General features: G+C 26.3%; 16 protein-coding genes and 3 tRNA genes. 10 read left to right on the plus strand and 9 right to left on the minus strand.

Annotated features, from left to right (window positions below; translation table 11 throughout):
• Window positions 1-17 precede the first annotated feature (17 nt).
• Entirely contained in the window at window positions 18-1,541 is a 1,524-nt protein-coding gene (locus tag ACH5BH_RS09165; RefSeq protein ID WP_423298131.1) for a diguanylate cyclase, read from the minus strand.
• A gap of 58 nt (window positions 1,542-1,599) precedes the next feature.
• A complete protein-coding gene (locus tag ACH5BH_RS09170) occupies window positions 1,600-3,003 on the minus strand; it encodes a sensor histidine kinase (protein WP_423298132.1) in 1,404 nt (467 codons plus the stop codon).
• Between the two features lie 143 nt (window positions 3,004-3,146).
• Here ACH5BH_RS09170 and ACH5BH_RS09175 point away from each other — a divergent pair, with 143 nt between their 5' ends.
• The 3 genes from ACH5BH_RS09175 to ACH5BH_RS09185 are packed head-to-tail and all read left to right on the plus strand — an operon-like array spanning window position 3,147 to window position 5,840.
• Entirely contained in the window at window positions 3,147-4,538 is a 1,392-nt protein-coding gene (locus tag ACH5BH_RS09175) for a cobyric acid synthase (protein ID WP_423298133.1), read from the plus strand.
• Complete coding sequence (cbiB, locus tag ACH5BH_RS09180) at window positions 4,528-5,415, plus strand: adenosylcobinamide-phosphate synthase CbiB (RefSeq protein ID WP_423298134.1); 888 nt, start codon at window positions 4,528-4,530, stop codon at window positions 5,413-5,415. Before ACH5BH_RS09175 ends, cbiB begins: the two co-directional genes overlap by 11 nt.
• Complete coding sequence (locus ACH5BH_RS09185; protein ID WP_423298135.1) at window positions 5,412-5,840, plus strand: hypothetical protein; 429 nt, start codon at window positions 5,412-5,414, stop codon at window positions 5,838-5,840. Before cbiB ends, ACH5BH_RS09185 begins: the two co-directional genes overlap by 4 nt.
• Here the strand turns inward: ACH5BH_RS09185 and ACH5BH_RS09190 are convergent.
• From ACH5BH_RS09190 to ilvD, 4 genes are all read right to left on the minus strand, one after another.
• Window positions 5,837-7,066 (minus strand): ArsS family sensor histidine kinase, encoded by a 1,230-nt coding sequence (locus ACH5BH_RS09190; RefSeq protein WP_404308089.1) that lies wholly within the window; start codon window positions 7,064-7,066, stop codon window positions 5,837-5,839. The two genes, ACH5BH_RS09185 and ACH5BH_RS09190, sit on opposite strands and share 4 nt — an antisense overlap.
• Window positions 7,063-7,749, minus strand: coding sequence for a response regulator transcription factor (locus tag ACH5BH_RS09195; protein ID WP_423298266.1), 687 nt, complete (start codon window positions 7,747-7,749; stop codon window positions 7,063-7,065). Before ACH5BH_RS09195 ends, ACH5BH_RS09190 begins: the two co-directional genes overlap by 4 nt.
• 12 nt (window positions 7,750-7,761) lie before the next feature.
• On the minus strand, window positions 7,762-9,180 hold the full coding sequence (locus ACH5BH_RS09200) for a Do family serine endopeptidase (RefSeq protein ID WP_404308087.1): 1,419 nt from the start codon (window positions 9,178-9,180) through the stop codon (window positions 7,762-7,764).
• Between the two features lie 118 nt (window positions 9,181-9,298).
• A complete protein-coding gene (gene ilvD / locus ACH5BH_RS09205; protein ID WP_423298136.1) occupies window positions 9,299-10,987 on the minus strand; it encodes a dihydroxy-acid dehydratase in 1,689 nt (562 codons plus the stop codon).
• A 202-nt stretch (window positions 10,988-11,189) separates the two neighbouring features.
• On the opposite strand from ilvD, the gene ACH5BH_RS09210 reads away from it, so the two are divergent.
• The 3 genes from ACH5BH_RS09210 (at window position 11,190) to ACH5BH_RS09220 (ending at window position 11,518) form a co-directional block, all read left to right on the plus strand.
• Window positions 11,190-11,276: transfer RNA gene (locus ACH5BH_RS09210), tRNA-Leu, on the plus strand.
• A 15-nt stretch (window positions 11,277-11,291) separates the two neighbouring features.
• Window positions 11,292-11,380, plus strand: a tRNA-Ser gene (locus tag ACH5BH_RS09215).
• 62 nt (window positions 11,381-11,442) lie between these two features.
• Window positions 11,443-11,518: transfer RNA gene (locus ACH5BH_RS09220), tRNA-Cys, on the plus strand.
• Between the two features lie 15 nt (window positions 11,519-11,533).
• On the opposite strand, the gene ACH5BH_RS09225 is transcribed toward ACH5BH_RS09220, so the two are convergent.
• The 3 genes from ACH5BH_RS09225 to ACH5BH_RS09235 all read right to left on the minus strand — a co-directional run bounded on the left by ACH5BH_RS09225 (window position 11,534) and on the right by ACH5BH_RS09235 (window position 15,969).
• Window positions 11,534-13,147 carry a WG repeat-containing protein gene (locus ACH5BH_RS09225; protein ID WP_423298137.1) on the minus strand — a complete coding sequence of 538 codons (1,614 nt, stop codon included), beginning with the start codon at window positions 13,145-13,147 and terminating at the stop codon, window positions 11,534-11,536.
• The gene (locus tag ACH5BH_RS09230) at window positions 13,144-15,192 is read right to left on the minus strand and encodes a PAS domain-containing protein (protein WP_423298138.1); all 2,049 of its coding nucleotides are present in this window, start codon (window positions 15,190-15,192) and stop codon (window positions 13,144-13,146) included. Before ACH5BH_RS09230 ends, ACH5BH_RS09225 begins: the two co-directional genes overlap by 4 nt.
• Window positions 15,193-15,261: 69 nt before the next feature.
• The gene (locus ACH5BH_RS09235; RefSeq protein WP_423298139.1) at window positions 15,262-15,969 is read right to left on the minus strand and encodes a response regulator transcription factor; all 708 of its coding nucleotides are present in this window, start codon (window positions 15,967-15,969) and stop codon (window positions 15,262-15,264) included.
• A 188-nt stretch (window positions 15,970-16,157) separates the two neighbouring features.
• On the opposite strand from ACH5BH_RS09235, the gene ACH5BH_RS09240 reads away from it, so the two are divergent.
• The 4 genes from ACH5BH_RS09240 to ACH5BH_RS09255 all read left to right on the plus strand — a co-directional run bounded on the left by ACH5BH_RS09240 (window position 16,158) and on the right by ACH5BH_RS09255 (window position 22,005).
• Window positions 16,158-17,984 (plus strand): TolC family protein, encoded by a 1,827-nt coding sequence (locus tag ACH5BH_RS09240; protein ID WP_423298140.1) that lies wholly within the window; start codon window positions 16,158-16,160, stop codon window positions 17,982-17,984.
• A gap of 17 nt (window positions 17,985-18,001) precedes the next feature.
• On the plus strand, window positions 18,002-20,164 hold the full coding sequence (locus ACH5BH_RS09245; RefSeq protein ID WP_404308074.1) for a type I secretion system permease/ATPase: 2,163 nt from the start codon (window positions 18,002-18,004) through the stop codon (window positions 20,162-20,164).
• Window positions 20,164-21,714, plus strand: coding sequence for an HlyD family type I secretion periplasmic adaptor subunit (locus ACH5BH_RS09250; protein ID WP_404308072.1), 1,551 nt, complete (start codon window positions 20,164-20,166; stop codon window positions 21,712-21,714). The genes ACH5BH_RS09245 and ACH5BH_RS09250 overlap by 1 nt, the downstream gene beginning before the upstream one ends.
• A gap of 105 nt (window positions 21,715-21,819) precedes the next feature.
• Window positions 21,820-22,005 carry a hypothetical protein gene (locus ACH5BH_RS09255; protein WP_404308070.1) on the plus strand — a complete coding sequence of 62 codons (186 nt, stop codon included), beginning with the start codon at window positions 21,820-21,822 and terminating at the stop codon, window positions 22,003-22,005.
• Window positions 22,006-22,016: the final 11 nt, after the last annotated feature.

Genomic DNA, 22,016 nt, shown 5'->3' on the forward strand with positions numbered 1-22,016 from the left:
CTTTTGGTAATTATATTTTATTTCATGTAAGGATGTAGTTTATTTTTACCAGTTTCTTTCGCTATATATAAAGCTTCATCTGCTTGTTTGTATAACTCATCTATTTCTAGGTTTTTAGTTGCTTTTTGAGTTGTGATACCTATTGATAGAGTTATTTTTTTATGTTGAGACATTTTATGCTCAATATTTAAATCAAATACTTCTTTACGTATTTGTTCTGCAATATTTATGGCACTGATTTGATTTTCTCTTTCTATAACAAATAAAGCAAACTCTTCCCCTCCCATTCTAAAGGCAATATCATTGGCCCTTTTTTGATGATTAAGTAATATTTTTGAAACTTCTTTTAAAACTATATCACCTTTTAAGTGTCCATAGTTATCGTTATATTTTTTAAAGTCGTCAATATCTATCATTATAAAAGATACATTTTGATTAGCATTTATAGCGTTTTGTATTTCTTGAGGAATTATTTCATTAAAATATCTTCTATTATAAAGTGAAGTTAATTGATCAATATTCGTAAGTTTTATAATATCTTCTGTAGATTTATCTAATTTTTTAGTAATACCTTTAACGTAAACAAAATAAGTACTTACTATAAAAAATCCTACTAAAAAAATCAAAGTACTTAGTTTAGTCTTTTCAGATAGAAGGTTTATCTTATCTTCTTGGGTATTTATAAGAACTATTATTTCTCCTACATTTCTTTTTTCTATATCATAAAGTTCCAACATACCTATTTCATAGTTTATTGATATGTTCTTTTGTATTTTAAATATATCTACATCTTTATCTATCAAGTTTTTTATATTATCATCAATATTTTCAATTGTTGAATTTATTATATAGTATTTTGCAGTTTCTGGATAGTTTTTTATTTGTTTATTTAGTTTACTTGTAAGTCTTATATTTTTTAGATTTATTAAATCTTTTTTTATGGCTACAAGTATTTGTGCATTAAGAATATTTGATAAATATTGAGTCATATAATCTACTTCTTCTCCTAATTCTAAAAAACCTACAAGCTTTCCTTTTATAAAATACGGAGTTACATAACGACTAGTTAGATTGTGAGCAATACCAAATTCAATTCCTACACTATCTTTTAAGGTATTTTGAGCTTTTTTTAGTGTAAATCTATCTATTTTATCAGAGTGTTTTTTATAATTATGAACTCTTAAAAATACTCTTGAATCTAAATCATGAAAATAAAAGTGCGTAATACCAAAAGATTTATTCAATCTTAAATAGGTGTCTTTTGTATAATCATAAAGAGCTTTTCTATTTTTTTGAAGATATAGTTCAGCAATTGTTTTATCATTTTTGATATTATGTAAGAGTTCTTTATAAATATTATTATTTTCATTTATTTTACTTTCATAGATTCTTTCAATATTTAGCAAAATATCTTTTGTCCGATTTTTTTGATAATTATTGTTTAATTTATCAAGTGAAAACAATGAAAAAGCACCAATTATTACAAAAGCTATAAAAAATGGAATAAATACTTTTATAAATAAATACTTATGACTTTTCATTATTTTCCTTAATATAAGAATTTATATTAAGTATATAGCAATAATAATTACATATAAATTATAAGGTTTTACTAGTATTAGAGAATTTAGGAAGATTTATTTCAAAAATAACACCATTTGTTAAATTTTTTGCACTTAAATTACCTTTGAAGTGCTTAGTTGCAATTTCATAAGATAAAAACAATCCTAATCCTGTTCCTTTTGATGAGTGTTTCGTCGTGAAATATATATCAAATATTTTAGGCAGAATATTCTCTTTTATTTTATCACCGTTATTTTCAATTAGAATTTTGATTGAATCTGCTTTTTCTTCTAATGATATTTTTATATATTTATCTTTATTAGTACTTTTTACTAAAGCATCTTTTGCATTATTTAAAATATTTAAAAGCAATTGTCTAAACTTGATATTATTACCTTCTATACGAAGTTCTTTATTATCATAATTTTTAATAAGTTTTATATTTTCATGTTTTAAAGTAGCGTCTATTAGGTTTGTTGTAAGATACATACATTTTGTAACATTGAAATAAATTAAATCATGTGAGTCATCTGTAAATAAAGTGAAATTTTCAATAACTTTTGATAAGTCTTGTGTATAATCAACAATTGTATCTAAATTTTGAATAAGCCTTTTATCTTCAAGTATATTTAATTGTTTTTCTATTTTCATACTACTTGCTAGGGTTGATATTACTGATAAAGGTTGTCTCCAATGATGAGCAATATTTTTTATTATTTCTCCCATTTGAGCAAGTCTAAAGTGATGTTTTAGCATATTTTCTTTTTTGCGATTTTCTTTTATTGCCTTTTCTATTTTATGGGCTAATACACTATTTAACTCTTGAAGTTCTTTTTCTTTTTCTTGTGTTAATTTTATAGATGGAATTACTATAAATATAGCTTCTAAAAATAGCGTAAATAAAGTACCAATTAAAATAAAGAGCTCTCTTTCTAAAAGGTTTTGAGTCATATCCTGACTCTCTTTTTCAAACTGATATACTGCATGATTTAGTTTAGGCAAAAGATTAAAAGAGTAATCATGTATTTTTTCTAAAGTCTCTTTTTGTTTATTTTTATAAAATTCTTTAAGCATGGATATATAAGTAGTTACTTTTTTATCTAAGTTATAAGGCTTTTTAAAATATATATTTTGGCTTTCTTTTGTATTTAGATTATTAGTGATGTATTTATGCTCTTTTTCCATAAGAGTAATTAATTCATAAAAATGTATTTTAAAATTTTTATTATTTGATTCATAAAATCTTTCTGCCATAAGTGCAGTTTTTTGAGAAAGCATTCTTTGTTTTCCACTAAGATTGATTATATTTGCATAAACTTTTTGTTCTTTGATTAAAGTACTCATAGTATAGTAGGCGAAGAAAGACCATGATGCTAGAGTTATGAATATAATAGTATATATGACTTTTATGTCAAATAAGTTTTTTATTTTCTGATACATTATAAAATCCTAAGATAGAAAAATATCATATAAGTGTTTTATAAATACTTAAATATGTTTTTATTTATTTGTGATAAAGTATGAGAAAATGACTCTAATTTAATTTTTACTATAATATCACAAAATATAAGTTCAGGAATAAAATGAAAAATATCTCTATCTTTGGAACTAGTTCAGATGCTGGTAAATCAACTATCACTTTCGTAATAGCAAAAATACTTCAAGACTTAGGTTATAGTGTTGCTCCTTTTAAAGCACAAAATGTATCTAATAACTCACATGTATGTGATGATGGTAGTGAAATAGCAATAGCTCAATACTTTCAATCAGAAGTTTTAGGGGTAGAGACATCTTATCACTTAAACCCAGTACTTTTAAAATCAGGTCGTGGAAGTTCTGCTTCACTTATAGTAGAAGGTCAAGTAGTTACAAACAAAGATGTAAGAGAATATTATAGAGATTTAGACTTATTAAAACCTGCAGTTAAGAGATGTTATGAGTACTTAGATGATAATTATGACATAGTAGTAAGTGAAGGTGCAGGAAGTCCAGTAGAGTTAAATCTAATGGATAAAGACTTATCAAATATCTTTATAGCAGATGAATACAATACAAAAATTATACTTGTAGCAGATATAGAAAAAGGTGGAGTGTTTGCTTCTATTTATGGAGTTTATCACTTATTACCAGAGAAACTAAGAAATAATGTAGTTGGAGTTATAGTAAATAAATTCAGAGGTGATTTAACACTTTTTGATGAAGGTATTAGAATTATTGAAGAAGAGTTTAAAATCCCTGTATTAGGAGTATTACCATATATTCCATTTAACTTAGGATTTGAAGACTCTGCAAGTCTAAAAAACTTCGTACAAAAGCCAAAAAAGAAAAAACTAGATATTGCTGTTATCTCATATCCTTTTATGAGTAACTATAATGATATAGAACCATTAATTGCTGATGATGAAGTATTTGTAGAGTTTGTAGATTATAATATATCTTTAGAGAAGTTTGATTTAGTAATTCTTCCTGGTTCAAAACTTGTAATCAAAGATTTAAAATGGCTAAAAGATATGGGGCTATTTGATCAAATAAAAAACTATGATGGATATATCTGTACTATTTGTGGCGGATATGAGATGATGTTTGAAACACTTAATGATAAGTATGCTTTAGAAAATAGCGAGCCTTTAGTAGAAGAGGGCTTTGGAAAAATACCATCAAATATTGTTTTTGAGAAAAAAAAGGTTTTAAAAAAGCAATCTTATGATTTATTTGATTGTAAGATATATGGTTTTGAGATACATCATGGGGTTTGTGATAAGTATCCATTATCTTATGAGTCTAATAAATTCAAAGGAACATTTGTTCATGGTATCTTTGATAATGATGAGTTTAGAACATCATATTTTAAAGCAATCAATAAGGACTATATAGGTTATAGTTTTAAAGAGTATAAGAAAAATACAGTTGATACTTTTATAGATGAGATGAGAAGTAGATTAGATGTGAAGAGGATAGAGCAGAGTGTTTTATAGTATTGCTTTAATAGCTTATGTTCTTGATTTAGTTTTTGGTGAGTTTGAAAAACTGAAGTTTATAAAACATCCAATTATTCTAATAGGAAATTATATCTCTTGGTTTCAAAAGAAGTTTTATAAAGACTCTATTTTAAGAGGTGCATTTCTTACAATATCAACAGTACTAGTGGTATTTGTAATTTCGTATGTTTTATCACTAATTGATAATATATTTGTTCAAGGTTTTCTAGCTTCTTTTACTCTAGCTTCAAAGATGTTATATGAGAGTGTAAAAGATATAGTTAGTTCCAATGACTTAGAAGTAAAAAAACAAAAGATTTCATATTTAGTAAGTCGAGATACAAGTGAGATGTCAAATAGTGATGTGAATAAAGCAGCAGTGGAAACTTATGGAGAGAACTTAAGTGATGGTGTAATAGCTCCTTTGTTTTATCTTATATGTTTTGGAATAGTGGGTGCTTTCATATATAAAGCTATTAATACACTTGATTCTATGGTAGGATATAGAAATAAAAAATATGAGAACTTTGGTAAAGTATCTGCAATATTAGATGATATAGTAAACTATATTCCCTCTCGAATTACAGCCGTGTTAATAGCAGTGTTTTTCTTATCAAAATCTGCACTTTTAGAGTTTAGAAAATATGGGGAAAAACATGATAGTTTAAATGCAGGACTTCCTATCTCAGCTATTGCTTTAGGTTTAGGTGTTAAACTTGGCGGTCCTACTTCTTATTTTGGGAAACTAAAAGAAAAACCATTTTTTGGTAGAGGTAGAGAAATTATAGAAAATTATGATGTGCTAAATGCATTATCAATTAAAAGAAAACTAGATATATTTATAATAATTGTATTAATTTTAGGAGTACTATGATGACTTATGAAGAGTGGTTTATCAAGCAAGGTAATCTTCATGCAAATGTGATGAAGAAACTAGGTGATAAATCTGTTGATGAGGTTATAGAGTATTTTAGATTTGACAATATGGTTAAGAATGAACCAGATTTTTGTCCTTTATACAAAGACAATAAAAAATGCCATGATTACGAAGATTTAAACTGCTATTTATGTGCCTGTCCAAACTTTAGATTTAAAATGGAAGGTTTTGAAGTAGTTGAGGGTAGAACACTTTTTTCAAAGTGTGGAATTAACTCAAAAGATGGAGCTCAGTATAAAGGTGATGATTATATTCACCAAAACTGTTCTGGCTGTATTGTGCCCCATAGGGCCAAATATATTAAAAATAAATTTTCAAGGGATTGGTTTGAAGTTATGAAAGATGTTAGAGAAGAATCTTAGTTCTTCTCTTTCATATTTATCACAAAGTGATTTTTTTCATCTTTATAGAAGTACTCTAACTTATAACCATGTAAATTAGCAATAGTTTTAACTATATAAAGTCCAAGACCAAAGCCATCACTTCTTTTTTCTTCTTGACAAAAAGCTTCTGTATAATACTCAAGTTCATGCTTTAAAGGTTCACCTTTTGAACTTACAATAATTTGTTCTTTTGAAGCATTTATAATAGCTTTTTTATTTGGTGAAAATTTTATTGCATTATCAATTAAATTTTTAAGAACTATTGAAAACATATAAATATCAACTTCAAATTTAAAATCTCTAATTTTTGAAGCAATATTTTCAGGGTTGATCATCATAATTTCTAATGTTTTATTATAGATATTGAAAAAAGATGTAAGCTCTTTATACACAACTCTATTTTGAGATGTGATTTTCTCAACAGTTGCTAACTCTTTGATAATGGCATCCATTCTTTTAAAAGCTTTTTGAAGATTATCTCTAGCTTTTTCATCTTCAAGAGTCTCAGCTATGAACATGGCTTTTGTAATAGGTGTTTTAAGTTCATGCATCATATTTCTCATAAATAAATCTTTTGATTTAGTTTGATTACTTATGATAGTTAAAGCTTCGTTAAAACTTTTTGCGATGGTTCCTATTTCATCATTGCTTACACTTTTTATTTTTACATCTTTTTTCCCATTTGAAAACTCTATAATTTGTTTATTTAAAAGCTTTAAAGGTAAAAGTTTTCTCTTTAAAGTTATGTATAAAAAAAGTAAAGTTACTAAAGATAAAATCATTGCAAGTATAATAATAGCAACACTATAATTATGGTTTCTAATATCTTTAAGCATAATATTATAACCATATTGTTGTACATAAATATAATAGTGTTCATTGTATTTATAAACTCTATATGTTCCTAAATAGTTTTGAGTAATAGTAAGCTCTTGGGCTTGCTTAATTATTTCAAGTTTTGCATCTCTTTCTTTTATAGGTTCAACTTTAAATTTTTCGAAAAGATTTTCAAGTGTTTCAACTGTAGGAAGGTTTTGAAAAGCACTCAAAAAGTTTTCTGCAATTAGTTCATATCTATTTTGTAGGGTTATTTCATGTCTTTGTTGATCAAATCTTATAAATAAAGCAAATGTAATCATAATGGCCACAAATGCTAATGAAAATATCATATTAATAAAAGCAGAAATAGAAATATTTTTTGTCATACTAGTTTATATCCAATACCTCTAACTGATTTGATATAAGTTTCACTATCATCTATTTTTGCTAGTTTTGTTCTTATTCTTGAAATAATTACATCGATATTTTTAAGAGATGAATCATCTTCAATATGATCACTTGCATAAATAAAATCTTCTCTTGATACAACACCACCATTTCTTTGAATAAGAAGCTTTAGGATGTCATATTCTGCTAAAGTTAAAGTTAAAGCATTATCTTTAAAATTGATTTGCATATCATCTTCTTTGATTTCAAATGTTGTATTAGCTTGCTTTATATCACTTTTAACTTCAGGTGTGTTTGTCTCAACTCTTTTTAGAATAGTTTTTATTCTAGCTTGAAGCTCTCTTGGGTTATATGGTTTTGGAAGATAATCATCAGCACCTCTTTCTAAGCCCATAACCTTATCTAAAATATCATCTCTTGCACTAGAAATAATAATAGGTATTTCACTTTTTTCTCTAATTTTAGGAATTAATTCTAAACCATCAATTTCAGGAAGAGTTAAATCTAAAATTAGAAGTTTATAGTCTTTATTAACACTTAACATTGATAGCCCTGTGTATGGGCTATCTGTGTTAGTAACTTCTATATCAAATGAGGCTAAGTAATCAGTAATGATTTGAGCTAATTCTAAATCATCTTCTATCATTAGTACTTTAATTATGACAAATCCTTTTTATTTAGTTACAAATAGAATTGTTTGACCATATCTATTTACATAAATTCTTTTGTGTTGTTTATTATACTTACTTAAAGCTTTTTCAACATCACTAAAATCTTTTATTTCAACATCTTCAATTTGAATTATAATATCTCCTGGTTGGAAACCAGTTTTTTCAGCTTTTGATTTTGGTTCAACATCTGAAATTAGAATACCTTGTGCACTTAATGGCAGTCTATATTGTTTTCTAATATTCATATCAATATTTTTAAGTCTTAATCCACCAAGAACTTTACTATTATTTGAAGAAATTTTTATTAAAGATTCTCTATTTCCTAAAACTATATCAAGTTTAATATTTTTCTTATTTCTTTCAAGTGAAATAGTTACTTTTTGTTGTGGTTTAAATGAAGCAACAACATTTTGTAAAGATGTTCTATCAGTTATTTTTTTGCCATTTATAGCATAAATTAAGTCACCTCTTTTAACTCCATATTTTTCAGCTGGAGTTCCAGTAGACACATCAAGAACTAAAGCACCTTTTTTATGATTATATACTTTTGACAAGTCTTTATCTAAGTCACCAATAGCAACACCTAAATAACCTCTAGTTACTTTCCCATCTGTTACAAGTTTTTTAACTACATCTTTTACCATGTTTACGGGAATAGCAAAACCAATTCCATTATTACCACCACTTTTTGATAAAATTGCAGTATTAATACCAATTAGCGCACCTCTTGAATCTATTAAAGCACCACCTGAATTACCTGGGTTTATAGAAGCGTCTGTTTGAATATAATTTTCATATCTGTTGATACCAACTTTATTTTTATTAAGTGCTGAGATAATACCTTGTGTTACAGTACTTCCTATACCAAAAGGATTACCCATAGCAAAAATTACATCACCAACTTTTAGTGAAGATGAATCACCTAGTTTCATAGCTTCAAGGTTTTTACCTTCAATTTTAATAACAGCTAAGTCACTATCTGCATCTCTTCCAATTAATTTTCCATTATATTCTGTTGTATCATCACCAATAGTTACTGTAATTTCTTCTGCATTTTCAATAACATGATTATTTGTTACAATATATCCATCTTTTGAAACAATTACACCAGACCCAAGCGATCGTTGAACTCTATTTTGTCTAAATTGATTACCAAACTGTTCTCCAAAAAATCTTTTGAAGAATGGGTCATTAAACATTTCAAGAGGTAAATTATTTACTCTTGTATTTACATGTCTTTTAGCAGAAATATTAACTACTGAATGCATAGAGTTTTCAATATTTTTATTAAATGATAATATTTCAGTAGTAGAATTAGGAACCACTCTTTGAGGGTTTTTATTCATCATTTCAAAGTCAATTGATTGTGCAAATAATTGACTTGCAATCATTGCTGAAGCGAATAAAAGTTTTTTCTTCACAATTCATCCTTTCGAATTTTGATAATATAATTGTAGAGTATGTTTGTAAACTATTTTTCAATAAATAGTTAATAAATGGTTAATAGTTAAAACTAAGGCAAAGCCCTAGTTTTAGTGTTTATAAGTCAGTTTTTAAAACTGCTCCAGAACTTGCATTTGTTACAAGTGCTCTGTATTGTCCTAACCAAGAAGAGTTAAGAGGTTTTTTAAGAGGAGTGAATTTTGCTTTTCTTTCTGCTATTTCTTCATCAGTTAAGTTTACAGATAAGATATATTGGTCAACATCAATATGAATTTCATCACCATCTTTTAGTAAACCAATCATACCACCCTCAGCAGCTTCAGGAGAAACGTGACCGATAGAAGCGCCTCTTGTAGCACCAGAGAATCTACCATCAGTAATTAATGCAACTTTATCTCCAAGTCCCATTCCCATAATAAGTGAAGTTGGAGCTAACATCTCTTGCATACCTGGACCACCTTTTGGCCCTTCATATCTAATAACAACTACATCACCAGCTTTAACCTTGCCTCCAACAATACCAGCAATAGCTTCTGGTTGTCCATCAAAACATACAGCTTTCCCAGTGAAAACTCTATCTCCTGTTATACCAGCAGTTTTGATAACAGCACCTTGTTCTGCAAGGTTTCCGTATAAAATAGCTAATCCACCAACTTCTGAGTATGGATTGTCAATAGTGTGAATAATATTTGTATCTTTAATTTCAGAGTCTTTGATTTTTTCTAAAGTTGAAATTCCACCAATAGTTGGATTGTCAATTAGAATATCATCACCTCTTTTTGACATCTCTTTCATTACAGCATTTACTCCACCAGCTGTATTAATATCTTCCATGTGTACAGTTGATAAAGATGGAGAGATTTTAGCAATATGAGAAACTCTTTTTGAAATAGAGTTAATATCTTCTAAGTTGAAATTTACACCTGCTTCTTTAGCAATAGCTAACATGTGTAAAACAGTATTTGAAGATCCACCCATTGCCATATCAACTGCAAAAGCATTTCTTACAGCATTTTCATTTAAAATATTTTTTAATTTGTACTCTTCTCTTGCTTTTTCATCTTTTGCTATTTCACAAATTCTTCTTGCTGCTTGTCTATATAACTCTTCTCTTTGAGGAGTAAGTGCTAAGATTGTTCCATTTCCTGGAAGAGCAATACCCATAGCTTCCATAAGAGTATTCATAGAGTTTGCAGTAAACATTCCTGAACAAGAACCACCACTTGGACAGGCATTACATTCGATATCTTTTAATTCTTCATCACTCATTTCACCTGATTCATGTTTTCCAACAGCTTCAAAAGCAGTAGCTAAATCAATAGGAGCTCCATCTTTTGTATGACCCTTTTGCATTGGTCCACCTGATACAAATACAGTAGGTACATCTACTCTTAAGGCACCCATAATCATACCTGGTACAATCTTATCACAGTTTGGAATAGCAATCATTGCATCAAGTTTATGTGCATTCATTACAGTTTCAATAGAGTTTGCTATTAGTTCTCTTGATGGAAGTGAAAATAACATACCATCATGTCCCATGGCAATACCATCATCAACTCCAATAGTGTTAAACTCAAATGGAACACAACCATTTGCTTTAATCTCTTCTTTTATAATTTCACCAACTTTATTTAAAAAGAAGTGACCAGGAATAAGTTCAATAAAAGAGTTTGCTACACCAATAAATGGTTTATCAAAATCTTCATCTTTTAATCCAGTAGCTCTTAATAAAGATCTATGTGGAGTTCTATCATATCCTTTTTTTATCTCATTACTTCTCAATTATAATCCTTTGAATTCTTCTTATATGTATAGCAGATATTATACATTTATTGATTTTCATTTTTTATTAAAACAGCTAAATTTTAAAAAATTTTGAAATTCTTTTCAAAAACCCTTGACAAAGAAAAAAAAATCTATTATAATTCCAGTCCAATTTAAGAAGAACGGTTCAAAAAACCGAAGAAAACTTAGATTTAAAAGTGCGAGTGTGGCGGAATAGGTAGACGCGTGGGACTTAAAATCCCATTCCGGTTTCGGAGTGTGAGTTCGATTCTCACCATTCGCACCACTTTTTTAGAATTGTAGAGAGTTGACTGAGTTGGTCGAAAGTACCGGTTTTGAAAACCGGCGAGGTTCACGCCTCCGGGGGTTCGAATCCCCCACTCTCTGCCACTTCTTTTTTAATCATGCAAAATCATCTAACTTTTATCATTGTTAATGATTTTCTGACAATTGGAGCTATAGCAAAGCTGGTAATGCCCCGGATTGCAAATCCGGTATGCGTTGGTTCGAGTCCGACTAGCTCCTCCATTTTATCTTTTAAACTTACCTGATTAATTCAAGATATTTAAACTTTATTCCTAATGTTAATATTTCATTATTTGTTTTTACAAATTGCACAGGAAGTTCTTTGTTCATATCAAACATATTTTTATTTATTGGATATTTAAGGCCTATTGTACCTTTTGTTGATTCTATTATGATATCTTTGTACTTTTTTAATATTGCACAGTTTTTTACTTTTACTTTATGATTTGTAAGTTCACTTATATTTAAATCTATTTGATTCTCAAACTTTTTAAACTGATTTATATACTCTTTTAGAGATAACTTATATTTATTTTTAATAAGTTTTGATTTTTCTTTTATTAATTCAAGCTCTAAAAATAAAAATATAGGATTTTTTTCTTGGCTAAATTGATAAGTGTTTTTTCTATGGATTCTTCTTAAATACTTTAAAAGTTCTTTTTCATCAAAGTTTTGATCATTTTTTATTTTTTCAAGTTCTTTGTTGATATCTATAAAATCAATTATCTTTTTATTTTTTTTGTATATGGCATATTTTTTGTTTTCTTTCACAAAAAAAACATCATTTCTAAAATGTTTTATAAACTCTTTTTTTGCTATTTGTATTTTCCCTTGAGTATCTATGACAAAATACTTTTCATCTTCATTGATAAGTGCATATCCACTATTAAAAATACCATAGTTTTTAAATTTAGGCTTTATTATCTCTTCGCCATTTTTATTTATGTATCCCCATAATTTTTCTTTTTTGCTAAAAACGGGTTTTTCATTTAGAATGCTTAAATTTACAATATAATCATATTCTTTACTTTTGATAATAGGTTTTTCTCTTTTTTTATCAATTTTAATATATTTAAATTTCTTCTTTTTTGTTACTTCTATAAAATTATCTTGATTTAAAGTATTACATAAAGCTTTATTTGAATAAATATCATTTGTTTCCAAATCAATAATAGTACACAAATAATTTTTATAGTTTTGAGTACTCTTTGTTTTTTCTTTTTGAATCTGAGCTAATACACCTTTTGTTAATATATGATGATATTTACATTTATATATCAATTTTAATTGACCATTTTGATATATACCATCTTTATGAATAAGTCCATATTTACCTTTACTATTAATTACTTCAAGGTAGGGTTCATTTATAAAAAAGGGTAATTTTTTATTTTCATAAAAGTTATATATGAATTTATCTTCTTTATAGTAAAGATATCTTACTTCAAGATTCTTTTCAAAATTCCAAAATATCTTAATATTAGACTTTTTAGTTAAACTAACAAGTATTTTTTCATTGTATTTTGGAATTAATTCTATTCTTCTAGTAAGTTTTTTTGTTAATATTTCATCTTTTAAAATATCTTCAAGAGATAGTTTGATGATTTTTGCTTTTCTTGGTTTTTCTAGTTCTAAAAGATAAGGTTTTCTTTTATTTGTATTATTTACATAAAAAGCTTTTAGGGCTTTTACTTCATTTTGTGATAAACAAAGATTACTTTGCCATTTTCTTGCATCTTGAGAAAGTTCAAGTATATAAAATGTATAATTTTTTTCTAACAAATTCTTATAGTCTTCTTTTAAAAACTTTTGTAATATTATATATTTCTTTATTAATTTTTTGATATTCATTTAAATTCTATGTTAAATACAGCACCTGTGTATTCTTTTCCTTTATATTCATATTTTTCATTTAAAACTTCTATTTTAGCTTTATGATTCTTAGAAATAATATCATTGGCTAAAGATAAACCTATTCCTGTTCCAACACTTTGATGTTTTGTCGTGAAGTAAGGTTCAAATATTCTTGAAATAATATCTTTTGAGATACCACCTCCATTATCTTTTATTGTAATAATAAGTTTTGAATCAATCTTTTTTGTAGATATAAATATTAGTTTATCTTCTGTATCATTTAAGTTTTCTTTTAAAGCGTCTTTTGCATTATTTATAATATTTACAAAAGCTTGTACTAATTGATTTTCATATCCTGGAATAGAAATATCATCTTCAATGTTTTTAATCAAAGTAATATAGTTGTTTTTTAAACTAGGTGTTACTAATGAAATAGTTTTATTTATTGCTTTTATTAAACTCAAATCTTCTTTTGGTTCAGCATCTTTAATAAATGTTCTAAAATCATCAATTGTTTGGGATAAATATTTAGTTTGAGAAACAATTGTATTTGAACTCTCTTTTATATCTGAATCTTCTAATATCCCACACTCTTTTTTTACAACTAAAGCACTTGCTACTGTTGAAATTATTGTTAGGGGTTGTCTCCATTGATGTGAAATATTACCAATCATTTCACCCATTGATATTAATTTTGATTGGGTTTCAATAAGTTTTTGTTTACTAATATCTTTCATATTAATTAAGAAACGTTTTTTATCAGGCATTAAAGTTATACTCATACTTACAGTTATTTGTTCAAGGTTTTTTGTTATACATCTTTTTTCTATGTTTTCTACTTGTCCTTGGTTTAAAACTATATTTAGTATTTCTTTCATCTTTTCGATTTCATCTTCTACAATTAAATCATAATATGATTTTTCTACTAAATCCTCATTTTTATAACCTGTAATTTTTAAAAATGATTTATTAAATTTTATTAAATCTGCATTTTTATCTAAAATAGCAATTGGATCCATTGAGTTTTCAAAGATGGCTTTAAATTCTTCTTTTTGTTCTTCTATTCTTTTTTCAATCTTTTTTTGTGTTGTTAAGTCTGTTTGAAAACCAATAAATCTAATAGGTTTACCATCTTTATCAAAAATAGCTTTTCCCCTATCATAAATCCATAACCATCTTCCGTCTTTATGTTTAATTCTATGTATATTTTCATAAAATTTAGTTTTATTTTCAAGGTGCTCTTTTATATCTATAAGTGCTTGTTCTTTATCTTCTGGATGAACTCTGATTTCCCATTCTTTTATTGAGTTTTTAATCTCATGTTCTTTATAGCCAAACATATTTTTCCAGGTAGGTGAATAATATATATAATCTGTCTTTAGATCCCAATCCCAAAGACCATCTTTTGTACTATTCATAGCTAGTTCAAATCTTTGATTAAGTTCGTTTAGTTCTTTGTTTGTTTTTAGTAGTTTTTTTGTTAATAAATCTCTTTGTTTTAATAAATAAAATAAAAATATAATACCAATAATAAATAAAATAGTGGAAATTAAAAATATAGTGATTAGATTTTCTTCGTTTTCTTTAATTTGTTTGATTTGTATCTGAACTTGTTCTTCTAATCTTTGATTAAATTCTTTAATACTTTGAGATGGTAATTGTTTGTGAATAATTGAAAACAGTAATTTCTTATTTTTGTATTTTATCGGGTATGAATGAACCACAACTTTTATTATTTTACCAGAAGCTAATTTATGATTAAAAATAAAAAAATTTCTATTTTCAATTTTAGCTAAGTGCATTTCTTTTGAAATTTGTTCTTTTGTAAAAGTATTTATATCTTTTATATTCATTTTTTTTAATTTATTTATTGAGTAGCCATATAAATTGCTTGCAGCCTTATTTGCTTTTACTATTTTCCCATTTTTAGGATCAATTAAAAGCATTACGTCTGAATTAGTTTCAAATGTATTTAAAAGCTCTTTAGTAGCGCCATTAAGTGTAAAAAAAGGTAATAAAAATAATAGTAAAAATTTATTCATAATATGCTCTTTTATATAGTATTATTAATTCTAGTTAAAACTATATAAAATAAGTATTAAATTAAAAAATTAGATATTTAATTTGTAACCAACCCCAGAAATATTTGAAATTGAGTCTTTCCCTATTTTTTTTCGTAGTTTATTTAATAAATTTTTTAAAGCTGAATCAGTAGTTTCATAGGAATCTTCCCAAATATTATTTTTAAGTTCTTCATGAGATATGACTCTAGCATTATTTTTTATAAAATAATCAAGCAAAGCTACCTCTTTTGACGTAAGATTAATTTCTTGTTTATTAGAGTCTTCTAGTTTCTTATTTAAGACATTGTATTGAATCTTATTTTGAAAATTTATAATAAACATTGCATTTTCATAAATATCTTCTGCACATTTTAATAAAGCTTGATTCAAAGTTTCAAAATTAACAGGTTTTGTTAGATAATCAATAAGTTTAAGTTTTGTAGCTTTTAAAAGGTAGTTTGTTTCAGTATATGCACTTAATAAAATCACTGGGATTTTTTTATTGATTTTTCTTATTTCTTCTACAAAATCTAAACCATTTTGCTTAGGTAAATTTATATCAGAGATAATAATATCTATTCTTTGTTTTTCCAATATTTCTTTTGCATTTTCAACACTTCCTGTATCAAAAACATTTTTACATAATAAAAGAAGAACTTTCTTTATATTTAATCTTATGTTTTCTTCATCCTCAATGTAAAGAACATTTAGATTCTTTAAAATATTGTTAAATTTTTTAATATTATCTTCACTCATTATTTACCTTATTTCGCTTCTTAGACTAATTATAACTTTAATAAATTAAATTTAAAATTATTTAAATATGTAATATTTATAAAAAAAATGGAAAAAAAAGTTATAATATATGATATATAAGTTAATGTTTAATATGTAATTAAACATAATATGTTTAAAATAATAAAAAAAATTACTAAGGCTATATCATGAGAGTTTCTAAAATATTAAAATATTCATTTTTATCTATTATTGCTAGTACAACATTACTTAATGCCTATACATTAAAGCAAAGTGTTGAAAAAGTCTTAGATAAAAATCCAGAGATAATTGCAGAAAAGAAAAATCAAGAAGCATTTAAAAAATATGTTGATGAAAGAAGAGGTAATTATTACCCTCGAATTGATATTGATGGTAGAATTGAAAAAGTAAATACAGATAAAAATTATAATCAACCAAATCCTAATAATAATGAAGATGGTTCAGATCAAGAAGATGGTTATAACTTTGGTATTGCTTTAAATCAAATGCTTTATGATGGAGATTTAACTCCAAGTAGAGTAAGAGAAGCCAAGCATAATGATATCGCAAATAAATATAGGACAAATAGAAACATAAGCAATATAGTATTAGAAACAATTAATGCATATACTGGATATGTTCAATATAATGAATTTCTAAAACTAACAAAAGGTATGATAACTACAAATGAAGATAATTTAGAAATAGCTAAACAAAAAGAAGAAATAAGTGGTGAAGTACTAGAAACTTATCAAGTAGATTCAAAACTTAGTTTTGTAAAAGAAAAATATATTGAAGAGCAAGATTTAAAATCCTCAAAAATTAGTACTTTTAAAAGATATATCGGTGAAAAACCTACAGGTAATGAGTGTAGACCTTTTATCAATGAAACTATTGTTAATAAACTTTTACAAGAAATAGTAGAGCAAGCAGTTTTAAATAACTATGAAATTTTAGAACAAATTGAAAGAGTAAAAGCTCAAAGAGAAAAAATTGCACAAGCAGATGCAACTTTTTTACCAAACTTAAGTCTTGAATTAAAGGCTATTACAGATAATGATTTAAGCTTAAATGAAGAAGGAAAAGAAAATCAAGTTTTCGGTAGAATAAATTTGGCATGGAATATTTATAATGGTGGTTCTGATTATGCTATATCTAAACAAGAAGAACTTTTTTTAGCGGAGCAAAAACAAAGATTAGATGCTATTACAAAAAAAGTAGTTGAATCTGTAAAAGTTACTTATCAAAGATATAAAAAGAATAAAGATAGAATAAATGTTCTTAAAAAATATGTAGTTGCTAATGAAAATATTGTTGAAGTATATAAAAGTGAATTTGAAGCAGGAACAAGAACTTTTGTAGATATTTTAGATGCCCAAACAGTATTATATGAGGCAAAAAAAAGTTTAGTAATTAGAGAGTATGAATTATATTCAAATTATTATGATTTACTAAATAGTTTATCTATTTTAATTCCGACTGTTTTAGATTCAAATATAGCACAATGTGCAAAAACAAATATAAAACAAGATGTTCAAAAAAATAATACTACAAAAAACAATTTAAATGTTTCAGAAGAGTTAACAGCTTTATTAGGCGATGAAGAAGCAAAAAATAGTCTTGAAAATAAAGAAGAAGATGTAGTAGTTAATGAAAGTACAGATGATTTAACAGAAGAACTTTTAGAAGTAACTGATACAGTAGAAGTAAGAGAAGATAGTAGTATATCAGAGCTTCTTAATTCATCAGAAAAAACATATACTATTAATATTACAACAACAAAAGGTTTAAATGCTGCAAAAAACTATGTACAATCAAATGGTTTAGATAGTTCAAAAGCTTATACTTATGAATTTGGACCTAGTATGAAAAGTGCAAAGGTAATTTATGGTATATTTGATTCTGTAAAAGAAGCAAAAGCTGCATTATCTTCTTTACCTAAATCAGTTTTAAAAGGTAATCCATATATAGATAATGTTAGTAAACATCAAAAACTATATAAAAAGTATCATTAATTATTTAAAAGGTGAACATGGAAAATCATGATTCAAATGAAATCAGAACGGAAACCTTATCAAACTTAAAAGACAGACGGAAAGTAGATGACTTACTAGGTTGTCTACTTTTTTTATCAAAATATCATAAAAGAGAAACATCAGAAGCCTCTTTAACTTATGGCTTGCCTATACATAAAACTTCTATGAATATCTCTATGTTTCATCAAGCTGCAAAGAGAATAGGTCTAGTTCCTAAAACTGTAAAAAGAGAAAATATATCTGATATAACAAAACTAGCTTTACCTTCTGTTTTAATTCTTAATAAAAATAGGGCGTGTGTTTTACTTGATTATGATTTAGAAGAACAAATTGCTAATGTTATTGTACCTGGTTTAAGTTCAGGTGAGACTCAAATAACAATAGAAAAACTAGAATCAGAATTTACAGGTGATGTTTTAATCATTAAACCAGAGTACAATTTTAATAATAGAATAGAAAAAGAAGTAATTGTAGATAGTCCTAAAGAATGGTTTTGGGGTACTATGTTTAGAAATAAAGGTATTTATAAACAAGTAGTTTTAGTATCTTTATTTATTAATATTTTTATTTTAGCAACACCTTTATTTACAATGAATGTTTATGATAGAGTTTTACCAAATAATGCAATAGAAACATTGTGGGCTTTATTCATAGGAATATCGCTTGTAATGATTTTTGATTTATTATTAAAAGTATTACGTTCTCATTTTTTAGGTATAGCAAGTAAACGTGCTGATACGGTTATGTCAAATAAGATATTTAATCATTTAATGAATATAAAAATGGATGCAAAACCTTCTTCAACTGGTCAATTTGTAAGTAGATTACAATCCTTTGAAAGTGTTAGAGAATTTTTTACAAGTGCTACAATTGCAGCTATTGTTGACTTACCTTTTGTTATAATTTTTATTTTAGTAATTGTTTTTATTGCAGGACCTTTAGCTTATATAACAGTAGCAACAGTACTAATATCTATAACTCTTTCTTGGTATTTACAAAGACCCTTAAAAGCTTTAATTGAGAAATCTGTAAAAGAAGAACAAATTAAACAAACTACTTTAATAGAAGCAGTTGCAGGTTTAGAAATAATAAAAAGTGTAAAAGCTCAAAATAGAATGAAAACACACTGGGATCAATCTATTAACAAAACAGTGCATTATTCTGATAAAGGTCATTTTTTATCTCAAAGTATTACTTACTTTACAGCTTTTTTATCTCAGTTTTCAAATATTGCTATTGTTGCAGGTGGAGTTTATTTAGCACAAGATGGAAAGATTACAATGGGTGCAATTATTGCAGCAATGATTTTAAATGGTAGAGTAATTGCCCCAGTTTCTCAACTTGTAGGTATGATTATTAAGTTTGATAAAACAATGCTTTCTTTAAATAATCTTGATGAAATTATGAATATGCCTGTGGAAAAAGAGAATAAATCTTATATTAGTAGACCTAATTTAAGAGGAGATATAACATTAAAAGATGTTGAATTTGCATATAAAGATCAAAATCATCAAACTTTAAAAAACATCAATCTTACAATTAAAGAGGGTGAAAAAGTCGCAATTTTAGGAAAAATTGGTTCAGGAAAATCAACTTTATTAAAACTAATTATGAATTTATATGAACCTAAAAAAGGATCAGTATTAATTGATGGTTTAGATACTAGACAAGTAGATCCTACTGATTTAAGACATGCAATAGGATGTGTTCCTCAAGAACCATTTCTATTTATGGGAACAATAAAAGATAATTTAACAATAGGGGAACAATATGTTTCAGATGAAGAATTATTAAGAGTTTCGAAAATTGCAGGTTTAGATGAATTCCTAGGAAAACATGAAGCAGGTTATGATTTACTTGTTGGAGAGAGAGGAGAAGGCTTAAGTGGAGGTGAGAGACAATCTGTAACTTTAGCTAGAGCTTTAATCTCAGATCCTAGTATTATTATGCTAGATGAACCAACGAACTCAATGGATAGACAAACAGAAAAAGCATTTATTAAAAGGCTTAAAACAATTATTGAAGATAAAACTTTAATAGTTGTGACTCATAAAACATCTTTATTAGAATTAGTAGATAGAGTGATAATCGTTGAAAATGGACAAATAGTAGTTGATGGGCCAAAAGAAGAAGTTTTTACTACAAAAGCGAGTAATTAATGAAAGAAAATGATTTAAACAATAATAAACCTAAAAATGAAAATTTAGAACATTTAACAATTCTTGGTAATGATAAACCAGAAACTTCATCTATTTATGATTCAAGTATAAAAGAAAATAAAAATTATGAAAAAGAGTTTGAGGATGTAAGACCGAAAAAAAAGAAAAAAGGTTTTTTTTCTAGTATTAAAAAATTATATGGCTTTGATAATGAAGATGAAGATTTAGAGTTTGTTTATTCTACATACTCTTTTGCTAATGAAAAACCTTCTTTACGATCAAATGTAATTGCTTTTACAATTATTGGTATCTTTACAATATTTTTAATATGGGCTTCTTTAGCCCAAATTGACGAACTAGCAAGGGGTAAAGGAAAAGTAATCCCTACAGATAAAATTCAAACAGTTCAATCTTTGGATGGTGGTATCATTTCTGAAATTTTAGTAAAAGAAGGACAAAGAGTAAAACAAAATGATCCTTTAATGAAAATTGATACAACAAGGTTTCAAGCTTCTCTTGAAGAAAGTAAACAAGAATATTTATCTTTATTAGCTTTAAAAGCAAGGTTAGAAATTGAGTCTCAATTAGATTTAGATAAAAAAATTCCTGAATTAAAATTTGATGAAAAAGTTTTAAATGATCCGTCAAGATATGATAAGACTGAGAAATTACTTTTAGAAAATAGAGTTAATGAGTTAAAATCATCGATTAGAGTTTTAGAAAATCAAGTAAATCAAAAAATACAAGAACAACTAGAAATACAAAGTACTATTAGAAAATTAACTAAAAGTTTAGAGTTTATTGAACAACAAAGAAAAACTATTAAAAAACTTGTAGCAAGAGGCGTTAAATCAAGGTTTGATTTACTAGATATTGAAAAAGAATATAATCAAACAAAAGGTGATTTAGAAACAGCAAAATTATCAATTTCAAGATCAAGATATGCTATTTCTGAAGCAAGAAATAGAATTTTAGAAAAAATTGATACTTTTAAAGCTGCTTCTTCAAAAGGTTTACAAGAGGTTATAAGTAAAGTAAATAGATTTGAAGCAAAACTAGTTGGAGATAAAGATAAGGTTGAAAAAACAATAATATCTTCACCTGTAGATGGTATTATAAAACAATTAAATTTAAACACAATAGGTGGAGTAATTCAATCTGGTATGGATTTAGTTGAAATTGTACCTTTAAGTGATGCTTTAGTTGTTGAAGCAAAAATTGATCCTAAAGATATAGCATTTATAAACCCTAGTCAAAAGGCAATCATAAAGATTACAGCTTATGACTTTTCAATTTATGGTGGACTGGAAGGTAAAATTGTAGAAATATCAGCTGATACTATTCAAGATAAAGACTCAAAAGATGATAAAAGTTACTATAGAGTATTAGTAAAAACTGATAAAAACTATTTAGAAAGAAAAGGTAAGAAATTACCTATTATCCCCGGAATGGTAGCTTCTGTTGATATTATAACAGGAAAGAAAACTATTCTGGACTTTATTTTAAAACCTATTTTAAAAGTTAAACAAGACTCACTTCATGAGAGATAATTTTATCTCTCATTTATTAAAACATTAAAAAATAGCAAAAAAAACTTTTTAGAGACTTTTTTTATATAGTATATATAATATGAATATATTATAAAAGGGTCTAAGATGAATTATGACTTATATTTAGAAGACATTTTAATTTCTGATGAGAATACTGAAAACATTAATACTGAGTGGATTCAAGAGAATACTCAAACTGTAGATAGTAATACATATAATGTTTATCAAGGAACAGGACAAAACTCATTAGTTAAATTATATATTAATGAAGAAATAATAGTTGATTTATAAGATTTTGAAGA

The organism is Arcobacter rhizosphaerae, from assembly GCF_049472155.1.
Lineage (GTDB): Bacteria > Campylobacterota > Campylobacteria > Campylobacterales > Arcobacteraceae > Arcobacter_B.

Excerpts from the sequence above, each read along its gene's own strand:
- ACH5BH_RS09165 (WP_423298131.1), bottom strand. The coding sequence starts at position 1,541 with ATGAAAAGTCATAAGTATTTATTTATAAAAGTATTTATTCCATTTTTT.
- ACH5BH_RS09170 (WP_423298132.1), bottom strand. The coding sequence starts at position 3,003 with ATGTATCAGAAAATAAAAAACTTATTTGACATAAAAGTCATATATACT.
- ACH5BH_RS09175 (WP_423298133.1), top strand. The coding sequence starts at position 3,147 with ATGAAAAATATCTCTATCTTTGGAACTAGTTCAGATGCTGGTAAATCA.
- ACH5BH_RS09185 (WP_423298135.1), top strand. The coding sequence starts at position 5,412 with ATGATGACTTATGAAGAGTGGTTTATCAAGCAAGGTAATCTTCATGCA.
- ACH5BH_RS09190 (WP_404308089.1), bottom strand. The coding sequence starts at position 7,066 with ATGACAAAAAATATTTCTATTTCTGCTTTTATTAATATGATATTTTCA.
- ACH5BH_RS09225 (WP_423298137.1), bottom strand. The coding sequence starts at position 13,147 with ATGAATATCAAAAAATTAATAAAGAAATATATAATATTACAAAAGTTT.
- ACH5BH_RS09230 (WP_423298138.1), bottom strand. The coding sequence starts at position 15,192 with ATGAATAAATTTTTACTATTATTTTTATTACCTTTTTTTACACTTAAT.
- ACH5BH_RS09235 (WP_423298139.1), bottom strand. The coding sequence starts at position 15,969 with ATGAGTGAAGATAATATTAAAAAATTTAACAATATTTTAAAGAATCTA.
- ACH5BH_RS09240 (WP_423298140.1), top strand. The coding sequence starts at position 16,158 with ATGAGAGTTTCTAAAATATTAAAATATTCATTTTTATCTATTATTGCT.
- ACH5BH_RS09245 (WP_404308074.1), top strand. The coding sequence starts at position 18,002 with ATGGAAAATCATGATTCAAATGAAATCAGAACGGAAACCTTATCAAAC.
- ACH5BH_RS09250 (WP_404308072.1), top strand. The coding sequence starts at position 20,164 with ATGAAAGAAAATGATTTAAACAATAATAAACCTAAAAATGAAAATTTA.
- ACH5BH_RS09255 (WP_404308070.1), top strand. The coding sequence starts at position 21,820 with ATGAATTATGACTTATATTTAGAAGACATTTTAATTTCTGATGAGAAT.